Below are 20,069 nucleotides of genomic sequence, written 5' to 3'. Positions count from 1 at the left end.
CGTCCGGCCGCCGGTCAGTAGAGCTTGGGCGGCGATCCCTTCCGGTCGACAACCGTCCGGACCTGCGCCTCCCACTTGAAGATCACGTCATTCCATTCCGGCGAGCCGAAATAGTCGTCGAGCGACGTACCGAGATCGAACTCGGGCATGTACATCCCGGCGACGCCGCGTTGCAGCATTCCCTCCGGGATCACACCCTCCTCCCGCAGGATCAGGATCGGCAGACCGAGCTGGTACGCCATCGCCGGCTCGATCTGCGACCACGGGCTGGTCGTCCACCTGCCGTCGACCTCGTAACTCTGCCGGTCACTGAGATCAGTCCGGTGGTTCCCGGTGCCCTTCTCGATATACGTCCGCCGGAAAGCCACGGTGATCAGGCCGTTGGACTCCAGCATGAGCCGCCGAACCGCCTTCAACGGCGCATCGAGGTCGTAGTCGGTCACTCCGAGGGTGCGGGGACTGAAGCCCCGGTCGTCGAGATATCCGCAGATGCGCTCGATGAAGGCCTGCTGACGCTGCATGAACGGCTTCGGATAGCTCAGGAAGACCGACGCCTTGAACCGCGTCCTAGACCCGGCAGAGGTGGTCATCGCGTCACTTCGCTCTCGGCCGACGGATCCGCTGTCAGGCGGTCTGGCAAACAAGAAAGGCTCGGCCGATGGCCGAGCCTTTGTCCAAGGGTGGAGCTGAGGGGACTCGAACCCCTGACCCCCACACTGCCAGTGTGGTGCGCTACCAGCTGCGCCACAGCCCCTTGCCGTCCCCGGGGCTCCCCGGGCACTCACGGAATATTACACACTCCCCGGGCCCCCTCGTGCGGAGGGGGCGTCAGTTGAGGGAGACGTCCGGGGGGAAGTGGGCGACTGCGGCCAGGATGTCGCCCTGGCGGCGCAGGACCATGGCCCACAGGTCGTCGGGGCGGCTGACGAACGGGTCACCCGGGAGTGCGTCGAAGACGAACCACGAGCCCGCGGCGATCTCCTCCTCAAGCTGGCCGGGGGACCAGCCCGAGTATCCGGCGAAGACCCGGATGCCCGCGACGCTGTCGCGGAGGCGGTCGGGGTCGGCGGACAGGTCGACCGTGCCGAGGGCGCCGGACACCTGGTGGAAGCCGGACACACGTTTTTTCACCTGCGGGCGTGTCCGGGCCAGGCAGATAGCGGATTCGGGCTGGACCGGGCCGCCCTCGAAGAGCACGGCCGGGTCGCCGGCGAGTTCGCCCCAGTTGCCCAGGACGTCGGCGACGGGCACCTCGGTCGCGCGGTTCAGCACCACGCCCAGGGCGCCGCCGGTTTCGTGGGCGACGAGCAGCACGACCGTACGGTCGAAGTTGGGGTCTTTGAGGGTCGGGGTCGCGACCAGTAGCTGACCGGTCATCGACTCCATAGACCGACCTCCGATGCGCTGCTCTTCACTGAACACGGCAGCCCACCCTGTGCCGCGCGAGGCCTTCGGTCAACGCCATGCTTGGCACATTAGCTTGCGTTTCAAGCCACCGATAAGGTCTGCGCATGAACGAGCGACCCCCAGAGGCGGAGATCGGCGTCATCGGCGGATCCGGGCTGTACGCCCTCCTCGACGGCGCGACGGAACATCAGGTGTCCACGCCCTACGGTGAGCCGTCGGATCCGATCACTGTTGCCGACGTCGGCGGGCGGCGTGTCGCGTTCCTCCCCCGGCACGGTCGTGATCACCGGTTCCCCCCGCACAAGATCCCTTACCGGGCCAATCTGTGGGCGTTGCGCTCGCTGGGCGTACGCCAGATCATCGCGCCGTGTGCGGTCGGTGGCCTGCGGCCGGAGCTCGGACCGGGCACCTTTGTGGTCCCTGACCAGCTCATCGATCGCACCAGCGGGCGTGAGCAGACGTTTTACGACTCCGGCGCGGTGCACGTCTCGTTCGCCGACCCGTACTGTCCGGACGGCCGCCGGGCGGTCCTGGCTGCCGGTGAGACGGTGAGCCCGGTCGACGGCGGGACCATGATCGTCGTGGAGGGTCCGCGGTTCTCGACGCGGGCCGAGTCGCGCTGGTTCACCTCGATCGGCGGCGCCATCGTCAACATGACGGGCCACCCCGAAGCCGTCCTGGCCCGCGAGCTTGCTCTCTGTTACACGGCGATCGCACTTGTCACAGATCTTGACGCGGGCGTCGAGGGCGACCACGGTGTCACCCAGGAGGAGGTCTTCAAGGTCTTCGCCGACAACACCGCCAAGCTCCGCGACGTGCTGCTGGATGCCGTCGGCCGGCTGCCGGCCGAGCGCACCTGTTCGTGCCGGACCGCGCTCGACGGCATCAAGCTCCCGTTCGATCTTCCCTGATCCCCCGAACCCCCCGACGGAGGAAACCTCGTGAAGCGGCTCTGGAGCCGGATCGGCATCCGGCTCGCCTCGGTGTGCCTGCTCGCCACCGGCCTGGTCGGCGGCATCTACCTGGGCCAGAACGCCTCGGCCGAGCCGGGCACAGCCGCCCCCGACGTCCTCCAGGCCGAGGCCGCGGACATGCAGCTGCTGAAGCTGCGCCAGGGCGCCCACGCAGCCGCCCGCGCCCAGCAGCGTCAGGCGGAGGGCAACGCCGCCGAGAGGGCCACCGCAGAGGCCCGGTCAGCCGCCGCCAAGGGCAGAAAACTCGAGGCTCGTGCAATCGCCGTGAAGAAGGCGGCCGCGGCCCGCAAGAAAGCCCTGGAGAACGGCGGCCCCGTCCCGTACGCCGGCCCCATCCCCTCCTCGTGCAACGACTACAGCGGCAGCCGCGCCATCGGCTGCGCCCTGATGCTGGACAAGGGCTTCGGCCTCGACCAGTTCCCCTGCCTCGACAAGCTGTGGAAACACGAGAGCGGCTGGAACTACCGGGCCGAGAACCGCAGCTCCGGCGCGTACGGCATCCCGCAGGCCCTCCCGGGCAAGAAGATGTCCTCCTCCGGCGCCGACTGGAAGACCAACCCGGCCACACAGATCAAGTGGGGTCTGGGCTACATCAAGGGCCGCTACAACACCCCGTGCGGTGCCTGGTCCAACTTCCAGAACAACGGCAACTACTAGAGAACGTGAGCCATGCGTACGCGCAGGTTCACCACGGCCTCGACCCGGCTGTGCGCACCGAGCTTGCCGAACGCGTTCTCGAGGTGTTTGTCGACGGTCCGCGGGGCCAGACCGAGGCGGCGGCCGATCTGCTGGTTGGAGAGGCCACCCGCCACCAGGGCCAGCACTTCGAGCTCCCGGCCGGTCAGGGCCGGAGCTGTCCCGGCGGCGGCGATAGCCGGGCCTGACCGCACCGCCCACCGCACCCTCTGCCGCCGCGTGTGCACCACCCGGTAGGCGTCAGGCGCCTCCAGCGAACGCCGTACGGCCGCGCGGACGTGCGGCTCGACCAGCCGCAGCAGGTCACCCTCGCGACGGCTGAAGGCCCGCCCCTGCCGCCCGAGGGTGATGGCGTGCCCGTTCCCGTCGTTGAGCGAGAACACCAGGGCCAGCTGGTCACCGAAACCGAGGTGCCGGAGCGACTCCCGGTAGACGGCGTTCTCCCGCCACTCCCGCCGGGACACCAGCTCGGAAACACCGATGACGCCGGGACCGGGATGCCGGACAAAATGCCGGATGAGCGGCGACTCGTGCATGACGGCCGGGTAAGGCTCGAGAACCGTGGCGAACGAGTCGTGGTCGGGCCACGGAACGCCGTACTCCTCCAGCTCCGGGCCCAGCGCGATCTGGTGGTAGACCGCGATCTCGGCGCCGGTGGCGGCGGCCAGGGCGGGCAGCAGCTGCGACTGCACCTCACCCACCGTGCGGCACTCGGCCGCGACAGCTGCCACGTCGAGGGCCATCTGCACACCGGACAGAGACATCAACCGCCAGCGTACGGGCCCAGCACCGTACGCAGAACCACGCATTTTCCCGGCGGGCACCGAACCCGAGACTGAGCCGACAGCTCCCGTCCGGTGATGAGGAAAACGATGACCGTCAGCAAACCCGTCAGTGCCGCCGCGGTGGTCGTGGCGATCGTCCTGGGCGCCTGCGCAGCCGGAGGCGGAGACGAGCCACCCCCACCCCCGGCACCACGCCCCAAGAAGCAGACCGTTAGCAAACCCGCCCAGCGCTCCGCCGCCCTGGTGCTCACCCAGAACGGTCTCCCCGGCCTCGAACTCAACCGGCAGGTCCTCGACGTCAGCACCTCCGACATGGAGGCCGCGTTCGACAACCACGACTTCCTCAACGCCGGCCAGACGAACACCTGCGGCCTGGCCGCGAACGAGGACCTCGGCGTAGCCGCCATCACCAACACGGATCTGGCCGTGGTCGCCTTCGTCGTGGAGCGGCCCGACACCGCCACCACCGAGGGCATCCGCCTGGGCAGCACCACCGACGACATCATCAAGGCCTACGGCAAGAACGCCGTGTACGCCCGCGACGTCCCCTCGAGGGCGGGCGGCCAGCTCATCTGGGTGACCGACCTCGACTCCCCCGACTCGGAACCGTCAGCCTCGTCGCTCCACTACGCCTTCGAAACCGACACGACCGGCACCGTGACGCGCCTCCGAGCCGGCTTCTGGCCCCACGTGGCTCACATCGACTTCTGCTCCGACAAGGCCACCCGTACCAAGGAAACCGGTTGGCCCTTGACCTGACCGCCGTGTGTCGGCAGCCCCTGGACTCAGCGCAACGCCGCTGCCAGGTCGGCAGCGATCTCGAAGGTGGGCGCCGCCCGCCCGGTCTCGTCGGCGTTCAGCGCGATGCGCTCCACCCGGGCCAGCATCTCCACTGCGGTCTCCCGGTCATCGAGCGCGATCGCCAGCTCCGCCCGGTACACCACAACCTCGACGTGGGTGACGGGGTCATCGTCGTCCTGCGGCCGAGCCAGCGCACTGTCGAGGATCCGGGCCGCCTGCCCCACGTCCCCCTTGGAGTCAGCCAGCACAACGGCATTCGCCAACGCTTTGGCAAGTCGCCCGGCCGCCGCAGGTGCCGTCGCAGACATCGTGTCGGGCTTCTGAAAAACACGAATCCAGTTGCCGCCCGGATCAACGACGCTGAACCCGCCCACCCCGTCGGCGTTCTTCCGAGCCCGGGGCCGCGTCATCCGAGGCACCCCAGCCACCAGAACCTTCCCGTACGCGGCCCGCATGCCGGCAGCAAAAGCCCTGTGCAGCCCCGCAATGTCCTCGGTGAGCACAAGACAGGACCCGTAGGACTGCTCCGGCTCGAACCCCGCAATCTCAAAAAACTGCAGATGCAAATCCTCCCGCCGCAAACCCACCGCGGCGTTGGGTTTGCGCTGCTTGTACGTAGTACTGAAGCCAAGAACCCCATAAAAGTTCTCAATGTCGTCGATCGACCCGCAGGGCAGCAGTGGAACGGTCACCTCGTTGCTCATGCGTCCTTCCTAAGCGCCCCACCCACCCCCTCGCACATAGAAATAGCCGATCGTCGCCCGCGCCCACCCATTCAGCCGATGCAACCCAGTCAGCATCAGCCCCACCGAACGCCGCCCAGAACAACCACCCACCACCCGCAACACGGCGGGAAACCCGGAACTCGACCCCGGAGCAGACATCACGAGGCCCCCCGATCCGCGCCTTCCGCGAAAGAGAGGGCCTCAGAACCTCGTGGAGGTGCCGGGAGCAGATATGCGGCACCGAACGCCGCGCAAAGGAACCATCCGCCATGCGCAACGTGCCGCACCGTGAGGGCTTCCGGAGGCTAGGCCCCGGAGCAAACATGCGGCATCAAACGCCGCGCAGAGCAACCCCCGCCATGCGCAACGCGCCGCACCGTGGGGGCTTCCGGAGGCTAGGCCTCGGAGCGAACATGAGCTACCACCCATCACGCGCAACGTGCCGCACCGTGGGGCTTCCGGGGGCTCGGCCCCCGGAGCAGACATGACGAGGCCCCCCAGTCCGCGCTTTCCGCGGACAGGAGGGCCTCAGGACCTCGTGGAGGTGCCGGGAATCGAACCCGGGTCCTTCGTTGTTTTGTCAGGGCTTCTCCGAGCGCAGCTCACTATGTCTCTACTCGGCCCCGGCAATCACGTGAGCGAGTTGCCGTGACGGGCCCAGTCGCTAATTAATCTCGCCGTGAGGACCCCGCGACCGGGTCCTGTTGGCCATCCTCCTAGCTGATGCCGGTTACTGGGCCGGAGGAACTCCCAGACCGACAGACTCTAGCTACTCGCCTCAGGCGGCGAGAGCGTACGAGTCAGCGCTATTCTGCTTGGCGCTTATAAATTTCCGACGACCGATTCTCGAGACGACGTCGGCTTCCTCGGCTCGCTTCCCCTGTCTCCACGTACGAAGTCGAAACCAGTCACCCCCCAGTTGTGTACCCGTCAACTCTAACGTGTCCGGGCCCGGAGTTCATTCCGGTATCAGCTCATGCGGCACGGCGCGCCGTTGATCGTGCAGGCGGTGGGGCTGATCTTGTCTCTGACCTGCTTGGTTGCTTCGAAGCCGAAGCTGGCTGAGGCGCCCGGGGCGAGGGGGCCGCCGGTGAAGGAGCTTCCGTCGCGCTGGGCGTTCCAGACGTTGGTGATGCGTACCCCGGCCCGGGACGGGTAGCTGATCTTCACGGTCCAGGTGGCGGCTGTCTGGCCGGTGTTGGTGATCTGGACCCAGCCGACGAAGCCGCGGTCCCAGCCGGCACCGACCTGGTACCGCGCGCTGAGTGAGGCGGGAACGGGCGTCGACGTCGTACGGGCGGGCGTCGGTTTGGGAGAGGCCGAGTCGGAGGCCGAGACAGAGACGGAAGCCGACGCCGACGCTGACGCCGACCGGGAACGCGACGGTGAGGGCGACGACCGGGGCGAAGGCGAGCGGGACGGGGACAGCGAGGGCGACGGGGACGCGGACGGGGACGGCGCAAAGGACGTGTCCCCGACCGGGATCGTCGGCTGCATCATCAGCGGCGTCCGGTTGTCCTGCGACACCGGCCCGACCGCTCGCACGGCCACCCAGGCGACCAGAACCACGAGGAGGGTCGCTGCCCCGGCGATGAAGCCGTACCGCCTCAGGGGGAAGGCGGTGGAGTGCTTGGCGGACAAACTGCGGTCCCTTCGCGCGACGGGTGGGCCGCGGCGAGATTACCGGTCAGTCCATGCCTTTGCTACGGCGGCCCATCGCCTTGTTGATCTCACGCTGGGCGTCCCGGCTCGCGAGGTCCTGGCGCTTGTCGTACGCCTTCTTGCCCTTGGCCAGTCCGAGTTCGACTTTGGCGTACCCGTTGTTGAAATAGACCGAGAGGGGCACCAGGGTGACGCCGTCGTCGCGGAGCTTGCCCATGAGTTTGGCGATCTCGTCGCGCTTGAGCAGGAGCTTGCGGACGCGGCGGGGTTCGTGGTTGGTCCAGGTGCCCTGGGTGTATTCCGGGATGTGCATCCCGTGGAGGAAGATTTCGCCGTTGTTCTCGTGGCCGAACGCGTCGACCAGCGAGGACCGGCCGAGACGCAGCGACTTGACCTCGGTGCCGGTCAGCACCATGCCGGCCTCGTAGGTGTCGAGGATGGCATAGTCGTGCCGTGCCTTGCGGTTCGAGGCCACGACCTTGCGCCCCTGTTCGCGTGGCATCAGGAACTCCTTGGAAAAAAGGCAAAAGAAAGGCCCGGCCGTCTGGCCGGACCTCTCCAATGGTACGCGCGGACGCTCAGCAGAGGCATCCGGGTAAATAGTTGAGCGGGTTCTTGGGGACGCCGCCGAACCGGGTCTCGAAGTGCAGGTGGAAGCCGGTCGAGGCGCCCGTTGTGCCGACGCGTCCGATGACCTCGCCGCGGCGGACGTACTCGCCGACGTGGACGAGGATCTTGGACTGGTGGCCGTAGCAGGTGGAGAAGCCCCGGCCCTGTTTTTTGCCGTGGCTGATGCACGTGTAGTTGCCGTAGCCGCCGGCCCAGCCCGCCTGGATGATCCGGCCGCTGGCCGCCGCGTGGATCGGTGTGCCTCCACCGGCGGCGAAGTCCGTGCCCGCGTGGAGTTGCCAGACGCGGTAGTACGGGTCGTACCGGGTGCCGTAGTCGCTGGATTTCCAGCCGTGGACGGGCATCAGCAGCTTGCCGCCGAGGTACGTGCTGCCGCCGGTCTTCTGGTCCCAGTTCCGGAGCGCGTCCTGGATGCGGGCTTCCTCGGCCTTGGCGGCCTCGTACTTCGCCAGCACCGCCGAGCGCTGGGAGCGGGCCACGGACAGCGCCTGCCGCCGGCTCTGCGCGAGCTCGATGACGGCGGCACGGGCTCGCCGCGCCGCCACCTGGGCGTCCTTGGCGGCCTCGAGCTTGTCGGCCGCTTCCTTCTCGGCCTCTTCGGCCACCCGCTTGGCGAGTCCGGCCCTGTCCTGTTCGGTACGCGCGGAGCGCCGCGCCCCGAGCAGCTGGTCGACACCCTCCTGCTGCTTCTGCATGACCTGGTCGACGAGTCCGAGCCGGTCCATGGCGTCCTGGGGCCCGCGGGCGCCGACGAGGACGTTCAGCGTGGCGAAGTTGCCACCCATGTACGACGCGGCGGCGATCTCGTCGACGCGGTCGCGGGCCTCGACGACCTGTTCCTGGGCCTGTTCGAAGCGGTCGGCGACCTTCCCGTAGGACGCTCGTGCGGCGTCGGCCTTGCGGCGCGCCGTGGCGGCCTCGACGGAGGCGGCCGCGACGATGCCGCGGGTGGTGGCGACCTTCTTCTGCGCGGTCGGCAGCGCGGCGGTCGCGGTTTCCAGGCGCCGGGCGGCGTTGCGGGCGGTGGCGGTGGCGTGTTCGAGGATCGCTTCCGCTCGCTCCACGGCACGTCCGGCGCGCTTGGCGTCGTTGTCGGGCCCCGCCACGGCCGCGCCAGGTGCGGCCAGTGACAGCCCCGCGGCGCAGAGCACGCTCAGTACGACGGCGATCCGGCTGTGTCGACGATGAGAGAACTCCACGAAGAGTCACCGTACTCCGACTATTAGTGACAATTGGCCGGATCGGGCGGTTAACCGTCCGAAAACCACAATCGCCGCGCACCCCGGTGGGATGCGCGGCGATCGGAAGCGGAAGGTGTCAGACCTTCAGGTAGAACCGCAGGGTGATCCAGGCGGTGATCGCACTGACGCCGGCTCCGACACCGGCGAGCAGCGGCAGCATCAGCCACACGTTGCCGTCCGGGATCGGGGTCAGAACGTTCGTCAGGGCCTGCAATCGGCCGTCCAGCAGGACCACCTTGCCGATGAAGATGAACACGAAGCCGAGGATCGCGCCGATGAGGCCGGCCACCACCGCCTCGAGCACGAACGGCGCCTGGATGAACCAGTTGGACGCACCCACCAGCTTCATGACCGCGACTTCTCGCCGCTTGCTGTAGGCGGCCACCTGGATCGTGTTACCGACCAGCAGGAGCGCCGCCAAGGCCATGAAGCCCGCGACAACCAGAGCTCCCACCTGGATCGCGTTGAAGATCTTGAAGACCTTGTCGAGCAACTCACGCTGGTCGACGATGTCCTGGATGCCCGGAAGGCCCTGGATCTGCTCGGCGAACGCCTGGTATTGCTCCGGGTCCTTGAGCTTGACGCGGAACGACTCCGGCAAGCTGTCCGGTCCGACCGACTTCACGAAGTCGGGCGAGTCGCGCCAGAGCACCTTGAACTTCTCGAACGCCTGGGCGCGGGTCTCGTACGTCTTGCTCTGCACGAGGCCGTTGGTGTCGATCGCCTGGGTGATGGCGGCGCGCTGAGCCTCGGTGACGTCCTCACGAAGGAAGATCGAGACCTCGATCTCCCCGTAGTAATAGCTCTTCATCTGGTCGACCTGCATGTACATCAGCACGCTGGCGCCGAGCATGGTCAGGGAGACCGACATGGTGATGATCATGGCGATGGTCATCGTGACGTTTCGCCACAGGCCGACCAGCACCTCGTTGAGGACGTACTTGAAACGCATCGGGGGTTCCTTCCGGGACTCCGCGGCTTACATCAAAAGCAGTTGGGGGGCGCGGCCCGGCTGTCAGCCGTAGACGCCGCGGGCCTGGTCGCGGACGATCCGTCCGCTCTCGATCTCGATGACCCGTCGGCGCATCTGGTTGACGATGTTGGAGTCGTGGGTGACCATCACGACCGTCGTGCCGGTCCGGTTGATCCGGTCCAGCAGCCGCATGATCTCGATGGAGGTGTCGGGGTCGAGGTTACCGGTGGGCTCGTCGGCCAGCAGGATCAGCGGCCGGTTGACGAACGCCCGGGCCACGGCGACACGCTGCTGCTCACCACCCGACAGCTCGTGCGGGTAGCGGTGCTCCTTGCCACCGAGGCCGACCAGCTCGAGAACCTCGGGCACCACCCGGCGGGCGACGGCCTTGGTCTTGCCGATCACCTCGAGGGCGAACGCCACGTTCTCGTACGCGGTGCGGTTGGGCAGCAGGCGGAAGTCCTGGAACACACAGCCGATCGAGCGGCGGAAGTGCGGGATCTTCCACGACCGCATGGTGGTGACGTCCTTGGCGTTAACCACCACTTTGCCGCGCGAGGGGGCCACCTCGTGCAGCAGAAGCTTGATGATCGTCGACTTGCCGGAACCCGAAGGGCCGATGAAGAAGACGAACTCACCCTTCTCGATTCCGACGCTGACATCGTCCAGCGACGGCCGAGACGCCTTTGGATACGTCTTAGTCACGTTCTCAAGCTGAATCACGGGTCGAGAGTCTACGCGGTGTAACGAAAACGCCAACCCCGGCGGTCGCTGGATTTTGGCACAGATGATGCGGACGTCGTGGACCTCCCCCGCGCGGACGGCCGGGTTCACCGGTCCGGCGGACGCCGCCTGAACGAACGGTCAGGCGGCGTGTCGCACCCCTAGCCCGCCGCGATCTGGGTCTGCTTGCGCCACCGGATGCCCGCCTCGATGAACTCGTCGAGCTCACCGTCGAACACCGACGAAGGGTTGCCCGTCTCCTGCTCAGTACGCAGATCCTTGACCATCTGGTACGGGTGGAGGACGTAGCTGCGCATCTGGTCGCCCCACGATCCGGTGGTGTCCTGCTTGAGGCCGGCCATCTTCGCCTCCTCCTCCTGACGCTTGCGTTCGAGCAGTCGCGCCTGGAGCACCCGCATCGCGGAGGCCTTGTTCTGAAGCTGGGATTTTTCGTTCTGACACGTCACGACGATGCCCGTCGGAATGTGCGTGAGGCGCACAGCCGAGTCGGTCGTGTTAACGCTCTGTCCACCAGGCCCGGACGAACGGTAGACGTCCACCCGCAGCTCGTTGTCCGGAATGTCGATATGGTCCGTCTGCTCGACAACCGGCATCACCTCGACACCGGCGAAGCTCGTCTGCCGGCGGCCCTGGTTGTCGAACGGGCTGATCCGCACCAGACGGTGCGTGCCGGACTCGACGCTGAGCGTCCCGTACGCGTACGGCACCTTGACGGCGAAGGTCGCGGACTTGAGGCCCGCCTCCTCGGCGTACGAGGTCTCGTAGACCTCGGTCGGGTAACCGTGGCGCTCGGCCCAGCGCAGGTACATCCGCATCAGCATCTCGGCGAAGTCGGCGGCGTCGACACCACCGGCACCCGCACGGATGGCCACGACGGCCTCGCGGGAGTCGTACTCGCCGGACAGGAGGGTACGAACCTCCATCTCCTCGACGGCCTTGGTCAGGGAGACGAGCTCGTCGCCGACCTCGGCGATGGAACCCTCGTCGTCGGCGTCCTGGGCCATCTCGAGGAGCAGCTCGGCATCGTCGATGCGCTGCCGGAGCTTCTCCATCCGGTGGATCTCACCGGTCAGGTACGAGAGCCGGGAGTTGACCTCCTGGGCCCGGGCCTGGTCGTCCCACAGGTCGGGGGCGGAGGCCTGCTCCTCGAGCACCGCCCGGTCACGACGCAGCTTGTCCACGTCGAGGACGTTCTCGATGTTGCGGAGGGTGGCGTCGAGGGCTTTGAGCTGTTCAGGGAAGTCGGCTGCACTCACGACTGTCGAGAATACGCCGCCCGGCCGGTCAACCGGCCGGGCGGCCGGTAGTTCGTGCTTCGGTGATTACTCGGCGGGAGCAACCTTGAGCCAGCTCAGGGCTGCTTTGTGGTACGCCACAGCGAACTCGAGGGCGGCCGCACCGTAGGCGTCGCCGGCCTTCTTCGCTTCCTTGGCCTGCTCGCGCGCCATGGCGAGAGCCTCGGAGTGGTACTCGTTGGCGCCCGTGTAGAGCGTCTTGAGCTGATTGCCGGAATGCTGGCTGCCGAAGGCGACCCGCAGGGCGACCGGGTTACGGATCGCGTCACGACCCGGGGACTCGGCCAGCCAGCGGCTGAAGGCGCGCTTGCCGCTGGCGGTGATGGCGTAGGGCTGGCTGGACCGCGGTCCGGGCTTGCCGAGGCGGACGAAGCCCATCTCGGCGAGCACCGGGAGTTCGCGGTAGACCTGGCTCCGCGTCATCGACCAGTACGGCCCGAGGCGGCGTTCGGCAGCCGCCATGAGCTGTCCACCGGTCATCGGGCCCTCGTGGAGCAGGCCCAGAAGGGCGGCAGCCGTGGGATTGATTTGAGAGTCGGGCATGCCTTCTAAGCTGCCACTTTGTCGTCCCGGCGTCCAGGATTTCGCCCGATCCGCCCAATTTGCGTCTCCACAAGCGACTGTCCCGCACAGACAGTCCGACCACGAGGGTCGTGACCGGGCGTTTTGCCCTTGTGGAGCGATCTCGCGCGGTAAAATGGTTCACGAAAACGGTCAGACGGCGCTGTAGGTCGGCAACCCTTCCAAAGGCCGCGGCCCCCGGGCACAAAAACGTGGGCCGCCACGTGAAGAACACGCAACGGCCCACAAAGAGGACAATCATCCCATGTGGGGATAGCGCCAGTCGGTCGGCGCCTCGAACGTTTCCTTGATGGTCCGCGGCGAGACCCACCGGTGGAGGTTCAGCACCGAGCCGGCCTTGTCGTTCGTGCCACTGCCGCGGGCACCGCCGAAGGGCTGCTGCCCGACGACCGCACCGGTCGGCTTGTCGTTGATGTAGAAGTTGCCGGCCGCGTTGCGCAGGGCTCCGGCCGCCCAATCCACCACTGTGCGGTCGGTGGCGAAGATGGAGCCCGTCAGCGCGTACGGGGAAACGGCCTCGGCCTGGGCCACCGCGGTCTCGAAAGCACCGTCCTCGTAGACGTGGACGCCGAGGATCGGACCGAAGTACTCGGTCGTGAAGATCTCGTGTGCCGGGTCGGTCGACTCCACGAGCGTCGGCGCGACGAAGAAGCCCTCGCTGTCGTCGGCCGTCCCGCCGGCCAGCACGGTGCACGAGGCGCTGTTCTTGATCCGGTCGAGAGCCGAGGCGTGCTTCGCGAACGCCCGTCCGTCGATCACGGCGCCGCCGAAGGTCGACAGATCGGTCACATCGCCGTACCGGATCGAGGAGACGGAGGCCGCGAGCCGGTCACGCAGGCCGCCCTCCCAGATGGAACGCGGCACGTAGGCCCGGGACGCCGCCGAGCACTTCTGACCCTGGTACTCGTAGGCGCCGCGGATCAGCGCGGTGTGCAGCATGTCCACGTCGGCGCTGGCGTGCGCAAAGACGAAGTCCTTGCCGCCGGTCTCCCCCACGAGCCGCGGGTACGCCTTGTAGCGGTCGATGTTCGACCCGACCTCACGCCACAGGTGCCGGAAGGTCGCCGTGGAGCCGGTGAAGTGGATGCCCGCGAGGTCGGGATCGGCCAGCACCACGTCGGACACAGCCAGCCCGTCACCGGTGACCATGTTGATGACGCCGGGCGGCAGACCCGCGGCCTCGAAGAGCCGCATCGTGAAGTGCGCCGACAGCTGCTGGGTCGGCGACGGCTTCCAGACCACCGTGTTGCCCATCAGGGCGGGCGCCGACGGGAGGTTGCCGGCGATGGCGGTGAAGTTGAACGGCGTGATCGCGTAGACGAAACCCTCGAGCGGGCGGTGGTCGAAGCGGTTCCACACGCCGGGCGACGACTGCGGCTGCTCGCCGAGGATCTTCTCGCCGAACGCGGCGTTGAAGCGCAGGAAGTCGATCAGCTCGCAGGCCGCGTCGATCTCCGCCTGGTAGACGGACTTCGACTGGCCCAGGATCGTCGCGGCGTTGAGGGTGTCACGCCAGCCACCGGCGAGCAGCTCGGCGGCCCGCAGGAAGACCGCGGCGCGCTCGCTGAACGGCAGGGCACGCCAGCCCGGAGCGGCCCGCTTGGCCGCCGCCACGGCCGCCGTGGCGTCCGCGTGAGTGGCGTTGCCGGTGACACCGAGCACGTGGCTGTGCTTGTGCGGCTGAACGACGTCGATCGTGTTCCCGCCACCCATGGTCCGGGTGCCGTCGATCGTCATCGTCAGGTCCAGCCGCTCGCCGGCCATGGCATCGAGCCGCGCCTGCAGCGAAGCCCGTTCGGGGCTGCCGGGGGCATAACTGCGGACCGGCTCGTTCCGGGGCTCCGGCACGGCAAGCAGGGCGTCCATCACGTACTCCTCGACCTCGTGGGTGCTTGTGTCCTGACATCGTGTGTCGCGTTCCATCCTCGCACGCAGCAAACGCCTCTCCGGGGGCGTCAGGAGGCGCTGCGGGCCCGCGTACCCTGAGGCGCATGAGTGAGGTGGACAGCGAGGTCGAGGCGGCCGAGAGCGCTCAGGAGGGCGCGGAACGGGCACCTTCCAACGGCATCCTGCTGGCCGCTGTCGGCGTCGTCTGGATGGCCGCGATGCTGTGGTCCGCCCGGGCCACGATCACCGGCCGCGCGGACGTCGAGATGGAGGTCACCTCCACGGCGTACGCCCTGCCCGGCGCGATCTCCGCCAGCCTCGTCGCGGGCGCGGCCGTCGCGCTCGCCGTCCTGGCCTTCCTGACCCGCGGAGGCCGCACTCCCGGCGTCACGGTCCGCTTCATCATCGCAACCGGCGCGGGGCTGGGCCTCGGCGCGCTGGGCGCCCTCTCGATCATCACGATCAACACCGAGGGCTGGCTGTACGCCGTGGTCGGCGGCACCGTCGCCGCCGCGGCCACGATCGGCGGCGCCCTCGCGGGCCTGCGCTATCCCCGGGTCATCGCGGCGGTGTGCTGGGGCGCGGTCGCGGTGTTCGTCGTCGGCTTCGTGCTCAACTACCTGCAGGACCCGCTGCTGTCCGCCCTCGGCTCCGGCGACACCGCCGCGTCGCAGACCGGCGCGGCGAGCTGGTTCGCGCTGCTCCAGTCGGTGCTCAGCGGCGTGGCCGGGGCCGTCGTGGCCTACCGGGTGCTGCGCCGCGCCCGCCGCCGCAGCGGCTCCGACGTGCGCTGGCCGTTCTACGCGCTCGCCGGTGCCGGCCCGGGCCTGCTGCTGATCGTCGGTGAGGCGCTGACGCGGACGGCGGGCTCCCGGGTGCTGGAGCTGGCCGGCAAGGTCAGCGAGCTCGAGCTGACCGTCCAGCAGATGCTCAGCGGCTCCCGGCTCAACAACGGCCTGATCGTCCTCTTCGTGGGCGCGTTCACCGGCATGATCGCGGTGGGCCGCACGATGGGCTCACCCGCGGCCGCCCCCGCTCCCGCCCCGGCTCCGGCTTCCCCTCCGGTCGATCCGGACGCGATCGAGCAGGAGGCACGGGCCGACGAGCCTTCTACAGCAACTCGTCCAGCTCCGTGACCGCGTACCACTCGAGCTCGTGATCCTCGGCGCCGTCCACCGTGAACTGCGCGTCCGGGTCGCCCGCGAGGGCTTCTTCGACCACGTCGGCCGCGGCGCCGATCTCCGCCGCCGCGGACAGGCCGTCGAGGTGGATCGACGCGACCTCCTTCAGGGAGATCGGCTGCGGCAGGCGCACGGTGCTCGAACCCAGCTCGACGTCCTCCCGCACCAGGGCGGTCGACGCGACATCGGCCGAGACGACAACCCGGCGGCGCGGAGCCTTGGGGTCGTGGCGCAGCAGCTGCAGCGCGGCCTGGGCGGCGCGGGTGAAGGCGACGTACTCCAGCTCCTCCTCGTCGCCTTCGGCGTACCACTCGCGCAGCGCCGGGGTGACGGCGTGTGCCACCACCGGACCCGCGCCGAGCTGCCCGGTCGTGCGCATCTCGGCCAGCATCGGAACGGTCGCCGGCACGTAGACCCGGACCAGATCGGTGATCGGCACTCTTCCCCCTGCGATTGACGTCCCCCGTATTACACCGCGGGGGACGCTACCGGAAGGCTTTTGGCGCCCTCAGCACCCACAAGCGACAACCAGCGGATCGGCCTCCCGCGCCACGTCCCCACCGGCCGTCCGCAGCGGGAATCCCTCGCGGATCCAGTACTCGACTCCGCCGATCATCTCGCGTACGGCGTACCCCTGGATCGACAGCGCGAGCGCCGCCCGGGTCGCGCCGTTGCACCCGGGCCCCCAGCAGTAGGTCACGACCGGCACCGCCGGATCCAGCACCTCGGCCGCCCTCTCGGCGATCTCCGCGGTCGGCAGATGCAGCGCGCCGGGCACGTGCCCCTGAGCCCACGCGGCGTCGGAGCGAGAATCCACCAGCACAAACCCGGGTACGGCCGCAGTCAGCGCAGCCTGCACGTCAGCCACATCGGTCTGGGTCGCAAGCCGCTCGGCAAAAATCTCGGCGGCCCGCTCAGCACTCATCGTCATGCCCAAAACCTAAGATCTTTTCCGGTACGCCGACAGGCGCGCTCCACGGCCTCCCGTTGTTCTCGCGCTCGAATCAACGGTAGTTTGCGCCCATGCCCGTGGATCCCACGCTCGACCAGACGGACTGGCGTCTGCTGGCCGAACTCCAGCGCGACGGCCGAGCCTCCTACGCCGACCTGGCCCGCGCGGTAGCCATGTCCCCGAGCGCCGTAGCCGATCGGGTTCGCCGCCTCGAGGAAGCCGGAGTGATCGCCGGCTACCGCGCCGCCGTGGACCCGGACCGCGTGGGCCTGCAGGTGATGGCCTTCGTCCGCCTGCGCTACCCCACGGGCAACTACAAGCCGTTCCACGCCCTGCTGGACACCACTCCCGAGATCATCGAAGCTCACCACGTCACCGGCGAGGACTGCTTCGTCCTGAAGGTCCTGACCCGCTCGATGCGCCACCTGGAAGAGGTCACCGGCCGCATCTCCGGCCTCGGCTCGGTAACCACGAGCGTGGTCTACTCCAGCCCACTCCCCGGTCGTGCGGTGTCCCCGTCGTAAGCAAACGGTGGCAAACTGAGTGTGTTGGTGAGGGAAGGAGCCCGGCGTGGAGTCCAGATTCATGCTGCTGTCGGACGTAGCGGCAGAGCTGAACGTCTCGGACTCCCAGGTCTACCACCTGGTCCGCAGCGGCGACCTCCCCGCCATCAAGATCGGCGGCCGCGGCCAGTGGCGCGTCGAACGCGCCAAGCTGGAGGAATACATCCAGCAGAAATACGACGAAACGGCAGTCTGGGTCGAAAACAATCCCCTGACCGACCGCGACCCCGACTGACCAGGGGTTCTTCTCCGTTATCCACAGCCCGTGCACAAGGCATTGACGCGTCTCAACTCGCCCGTCCAGACTCGTCATCACAGGCAAACGAAAGCAAACGCAAGGATTGGCGGGCGCGCATGTCGACGGTCGAGGTGACGAGGCAAGGCCCCAGACCAGCGATCAGACTCCGTCCGGCCCCACGCCACGAACCCCCCTTCGACGACGAACGCGACCCCGAAACCTGGCCCAACCCGCACCAGCTCGCCCTCGACTGGGCCCACCTGATCGCCGCCCCACCACCCCCGCCCGAGGCTCCCCCACCCCCGGTCAAACGCACCATCGTCTCGGGCGTTTCCTCGGACGCAAAACTCGCGGTCCGCCGCTTCGTCAAACTCTGCGTCGAAGTCCTCAACGGCAACCGCCCGGCGGCCCACCTCCGCCCCCTGACCCAACCCCGCGAAGTCCTCACGGTCCTCGCCGAAGGCCGAGCAGCCGCCCAACGCGTAGCTCAGGCTCGCCGCACCCCCACCAGACCCCGACCCCGCCGCCCCAGCCCGGTCGTGGTCCTCCGCCTCCAACTCTGCGAACCCCGCCCCGGCGCCGTCGAAGCAGCCTTGATCCTCATGACCGCCGACCGAACCTTCGCCCTCGCCCTCCGCCTCGAACTCCACAACGACCTCTGACAAGCCACCACCCTCCACCTCCTCTAGAACCCCCGGGGCGTCCCCCGATCCCCAAGCGATGGCCGTCCCGGGCCACATCACCACCCACCACAGCAGCCGGCTGGACAAAACCAGACCGCACTGGCGCGCTGCACCAGGCCGAGCCGCGCAGTGCCGGGCCGGGCCGTGGGCGGGCCGCTGGGCTGGGCGAGCCGGGCCGTGGGCGGGCCGCCGGCCCGTGGGCGGGCCGCTGGACCAGGCGAGCCGGGCCGCCGGGTCGGGCCGTGGGCGGGCCGCCGGGCCGTGAGCGGGCCGCCGGGCCGTGAGCGGGCCGCCGGGCCGTGGGCGGGCCGCCGCGCCGGACGAGCCGGGCCGCCGGGCCGGGCCGTGGGCGAACCACTGGGCCAGGCGAGCCGGGCCGCCGGGCCGGGCCGTGGGCGGGCCGCCGGGCCGTGAGCGGGCCGCCGGGCCGTGGGCGGGCCGCCGTGCCGGACGAGCCGGGCCGCCGGGCCGGGCCGTGGGCGAACCACTGGGCCAGGCGAGCCGGGCCGCCGGGCCGGGCCGTGGGCGGGCCGCCGGGCCGTGAGCGGGCCGCCGGGCCGTGGGCGGGCCGCCGCGCCGGACGAGCCGGGCCGCCGGGCCGGGCCGTGGGCGAACCACTGGGCCAGGCGAGCCGGGCCGCCGGGCCGTGAGCGGGCCGCCGGGCCGGGCGAGCCGGGCCGTGGGCGGGCCGCCGAGCCGTGGGCGGGCCGCCGAGCCGTGGGCGGGCCGCCGCGCCGGACGAGCCGGTCCGCTGGGCCGGGCCGTGGGCGAACCACTGGGCCAGGCGAGCCGGGCCGCTGGGCCGGGCCAGCCGCCCAACATCGCTGAAGTTGGGCCTTCAGCAGCTCTTGGTAAGCCCAACTTCAGCGATGTTGTGGTGACCTTGTGGCCCTCGGCCAGCCTCCCGCGCGGGCCTCCGCATCGTCAGTGGGCGCGGCACCCCTTTCTGCACCAGCCTCGCTGTAGTCGGATTCATCCACGACCACATTTGCCAACCGTCGGCGCAGTGGGCCTGCGCGGGACTGGGTCACCCCAACATCGGCGAAGTTGGGCCTTCAGCACGCCTCGATAGGCCCAACTTCACCGATGTTGGGGTGACCTTGCGCCCTTCCTCACTACCGCGACCTCAACCGGCCCGCGATCGTCTTTGCCTGCCCGCTGGGCAAGCCGCTGAGCTGGACGAGCCGGGCCGCCGGGCTGGGCCAGCCCGGCCGCTGAGCTGGACGAGCCGGGCCGCCGGGCTGGGCCAGCCCGGCCGCTGAGCTGGGCGCTGAACTGGCGAGCCGGGCCGCCAGGCGGGCCGTGCCGGTGGGCGGGCCGTGCCGGGTGGGCGGGCCGTGCCGGTGGGCGGGCCGTGCCGGTGGGCGGGCCGTGCCGGGTGCGCGAACCGCGCCGGGTGGGCGGGCGCGGCCGCGGGTCGAACCCGGACTGAGCGGCGTGACCCGGTTGACCGAGGGCGAAGGTCAGTGCGCCAGCCGGTCGGATCCTGGCCTCATAGCCGATGCCGACGACACGAAACGGAACGACCACGCCAACCCCAACCACCAGAGCGGCGCTGGTAGCAGTGGCTGACGAGGGCAGCGCCGCACGCATCAGGTAACAGCACCGCTGCACGGACGCTGCGGTAGAGAGTCGGCGGGTCGAGCTGGCCGGCAGGGCGCCGCGCCCCGGTGACGGACTCAAGCCCGCGAAGCGCCGATGGCGGGGCCGAGGCGGCACATCCGCTGAGTTGTTGCCCGCCGAGCACCTCGAGACCGGCAGACGGAGATGGCTCAACATCAAGCGCTGCCGACATCCGGCTAGAAACATGACCGGTCGCTCAGAAGGCCACCTGGCGGGACCAGGACAGCGACCAACAACAAGGCAGTCGCCGACCCGAAAGCCGGACAATCCGACCCGGCGCCGACCCGGAAACCGGAACCACAACGGGCTTGGGGGCGGGGATGACCCACGGAGGGATCAAGCCTGACCGCCCGGAGTGGGTCATCCCCGCCCCCAAGCCCACCCCCCGAAAACGCAAAAGCGGCCCGCAAAGTTCGCGGGCCGCTAA

21 protein-coding genes, 1 tRNA gene and 1 other RNA gene are annotated in these 20,069 nt (G+C 69.1%); 7 read left to right on the top strand and 16 right to left on the bottom strand.

Features of this window, described 5'->3' with window-relative positions; translation table 11 throughout:
- Positions 1-14: 14 nt before the first annotated feature.
- From AFR_RS05975 to AFR_RS05965, 3 genes are all read right to left on the bottom strand, one after another.
- Complete coding sequence (locus AFR_RS05975; protein WP_023359000.1) at positions 15-590, bottom strand: hypothetical protein; 576 nt, start codon at positions 588-590, stop codon at positions 15-17.
- Between the two features lie 91 nt (positions 591-681).
- A tRNA-Ala gene (locus tag AFR_RS05970) sits at positions 682-754 on the bottom strand.
- A 74-nt stretch (positions 755-828) separates the two neighbouring features.
- Positions 829-1,386: a YqgE/AlgH family protein gene (locus AFR_RS05965; protein ID WP_023358999.1), complete on the bottom strand. Its 558-nt coding sequence runs from the start codon at positions 1,384-1,386 to the stop codon at positions 829-831.
- A 125-nt stretch (positions 1,387-1,511) separates the two neighbouring features.
- Here AFR_RS05965 and AFR_RS05960 point away from each other — a divergent pair, with 125 nt between their 5' ends.
- The gene (locus AFR_RS05960; protein WP_023358998.1) at positions 1,512-2,318 is read left to right on the top strand and encodes an S-methyl-5'-thioadenosine phosphorylase; all 807 of its coding nucleotides are present in this window, start codon (positions 1,512-1,514) and stop codon (positions 2,316-2,318) included.
- A 30-nt stretch (positions 2,319-2,348) separates the two neighbouring features.
- Positions 2,349-3,038: an aggregation-promoting factor C-terminal-like domain-containing protein gene (locus tag AFR_RS05955; RefSeq protein WP_023358997.1), complete on the top strand. Its 690-nt coding sequence runs from the start codon at positions 2,349-2,351 to the stop codon at positions 3,036-3,038.
- On the opposite strand, the gene AFR_RS48330 is transcribed toward AFR_RS05955, so the two are convergent.
- A complete protein-coding gene (locus tag AFR_RS48330; RefSeq protein WP_274519491.1) occupies positions 3,035-3,841 on the bottom strand; it encodes a response regulator transcription factor in 807 nt (268 codons plus the stop codon). The genes AFR_RS05955 and AFR_RS48330 overlap by 4 nt on opposite strands.
- Positions 3,842-3,949: 108 nt before the next feature.
- Between AFR_RS48330 and AFR_RS05945 the strand changes: the two genes are divergently transcribed.
- Entirely contained in the window at positions 3,950-4,621 is a 672-nt protein-coding gene (locus AFR_RS05945; RefSeq protein WP_023358995.1) for a hypothetical protein, read from the top strand.
- 26 nt (positions 4,622-4,647) lie between these two features.
- Here AFR_RS05945 and AFR_RS05940 read toward each other — a convergent pair whose 3' ends face one another.
- The 10 genes from AFR_RS05940 to pruA form a co-directional block, all read right to left on the bottom strand.
- Positions 4,648-5,367 (bottom strand): DUF8817 family protein, encoded by a 720-nt coding sequence (locus AFR_RS05940; RefSeq protein WP_023358994.1) that lies wholly within the window; start codon positions 5,365-5,367, stop codon positions 4,648-4,650.
- Between the two features lie 557 nt (positions 5,368-5,924).
- Positions 5,925-6,304: a transfer-messenger RNA gene (gene ssrA / locus AFR_RS44480) on the bottom strand.
- 53 nt (positions 6,305-6,357) lie between these two features.
- Positions 6,358-7,029 (bottom strand): cellulose binding domain-containing protein, encoded by a 672-nt coding sequence (locus tag AFR_RS05935; protein ID WP_023358993.1) that lies wholly within the window; start codon positions 7,027-7,029, stop codon positions 6,358-6,360.
- Positions 7,030-7,075: 46 nt separating this feature from the next.
- The gene (gene smpB, locus AFR_RS05930; protein WP_023358992.1) at positions 7,076-7,552 is read right to left on the bottom strand and encodes an SsrA-binding protein SmpB; all 477 of its coding nucleotides are present in this window, start codon (positions 7,550-7,552) and stop codon (positions 7,076-7,078) included.
- A gap of 76 nt (positions 7,553-7,628) precedes the next feature.
- The gene (locus tag AFR_RS05925; protein ID WP_041840643.1) at positions 7,629-8,879 is read right to left on the bottom strand and encodes a M23 family metallopeptidase; all 1,251 of its coding nucleotides are present in this window, start codon (positions 8,877-8,879) and stop codon (positions 7,629-7,631) included.
- Between the two features lie 118 nt (positions 8,880-8,997).
- The gene (gene ftsX / locus AFR_RS05920) at positions 8,998-9,873 is read right to left on the bottom strand and encodes a permease-like cell division protein FtsX (protein ID WP_023358990.1); all 876 of its coding nucleotides are present in this window, start codon (positions 9,871-9,873) and stop codon (positions 8,998-9,000) included.
- A gap of 63 nt (positions 9,874-9,936) precedes the next feature.
- Positions 9,937-10,617: a cell division ATP-binding protein FtsE gene (gene ftsE, locus AFR_RS05915; protein ID WP_023358989.1), complete on the bottom strand. Its 681-nt coding sequence runs from the start codon at positions 10,615-10,617 to the stop codon at positions 9,937-9,939.
- 161 nt (positions 10,618-10,778) lie between these two features.
- The gene (gene prfB / locus AFR_RS05910) at positions 10,779-11,894 is read right to left on the bottom strand and encodes a peptide chain release factor 2 (RefSeq protein ID WP_023358988.1); all 1,116 of its coding nucleotides are present in this window, start codon (positions 11,892-11,894) and stop codon (positions 10,779-10,781) included.
- Between the two features lie 66 nt (positions 11,895-11,960).
- Entirely contained in the window at positions 11,961-12,476 is a 516-nt protein-coding gene (locus AFR_RS05905; protein ID WP_041840642.1) for a PadR family transcriptional regulator, read from the bottom strand.
- A gap of 276 nt (positions 12,477-12,752) precedes the next feature.
- Complete coding sequence (pruA, locus tag AFR_RS05900; protein WP_023358986.1) at positions 12,753-14,381, bottom strand: L-glutamate gamma-semialdehyde dehydrogenase; 1,629 nt, start codon at positions 14,379-14,381, stop codon at positions 12,753-12,755.
- 125 nt (positions 14,382-14,506) lie between these two features.
- On the opposite strand from pruA, the gene AFR_RS05895 reads away from it, so the two are divergent.
- Positions 14,507-15,538, top strand: a complete 1,032-nt coding sequence (locus tag AFR_RS05895; RefSeq protein WP_238547237.1) for a hypothetical protein — start codon at positions 14,507-14,509, stop codon at positions 15,536-15,538.
- Here AFR_RS05895 and AFR_RS05890 read toward each other — a convergent pair.
- Both AFR_RS05890 and AFR_RS05885 read right to left on the bottom strand, forming a co-directional pair.
- Positions 15,513-15,974 carry a DUF6912 family protein gene (locus tag AFR_RS05890; RefSeq protein ID WP_193786371.1) on the bottom strand — a complete coding sequence of 154 codons (462 nt, stop codon included), beginning with the start codon at positions 15,972-15,974 and terminating at the stop codon, positions 15,513-15,515. The two genes, AFR_RS05895 and AFR_RS05890, sit on opposite strands and share 26 nt — an antisense overlap.
- A 117-nt stretch (positions 15,975-16,091) precedes the next feature.
- Positions 16,092-16,514 (bottom strand): thiosulfate--cyanide sulfurtransferase, encoded by a 423-nt coding sequence (locus AFR_RS05885; RefSeq protein ID WP_023358983.1) that lies wholly within the window; start codon positions 16,512-16,514, stop codon positions 16,092-16,094.
- A gap of 92 nt (positions 16,515-16,606) precedes the next feature.
- On the opposite strand from AFR_RS05885, the gene AFR_RS05880 reads away from it, so the two are divergent.
- The 3 genes from AFR_RS05880 to AFR_RS44810 all read left to right on the top strand — a co-directional run bounded on the left by AFR_RS05880 (position 16,607) and on the right by AFR_RS44810 (position 17,998).
- Positions 16,607-17,059 (top strand): Lrp/AsnC family transcriptional regulator, encoded by a 453-nt coding sequence (locus tag AFR_RS05880; RefSeq protein ID WP_023358982.1) that lies wholly within the window; start codon positions 16,607-16,609, stop codon positions 17,057-17,059.
- 61 nt (positions 17,060-17,120) lie between these two features.
- Positions 17,121-17,333, top strand: coding sequence for a helix-turn-helix domain-containing protein (locus tag AFR_RS05875; RefSeq protein ID WP_023358981.1), 213 nt, complete (start codon positions 17,121-17,123; stop codon positions 17,331-17,333).
- Between the two features lie 119 nt (positions 17,334-17,452).
- Positions 17,453-17,998, top strand: a complete 546-nt coding sequence (locus tag AFR_RS44810) for an Rv3235 family protein (RefSeq protein ID WP_084297914.1) — start codon at positions 17,453-17,455, stop codon at positions 17,996-17,998.
- Positions 17,999-20,069 lie beyond the last annotated feature (2,071 nt).

The organism is Amorphoplanes friuliensis DSM 7358 (genome assembly GCF_000494755.1).
Lineage (GTDB): Bacteria > Actinomycetota > Actinomycetes > Mycobacteriales > Micromonosporaceae > Actinoplanes > Actinoplanes friuliensis.
Note: the sequence above shows the minus strand (reverse complement) of the source record. Positions and strands in the feature narration are given on the sequence as shown.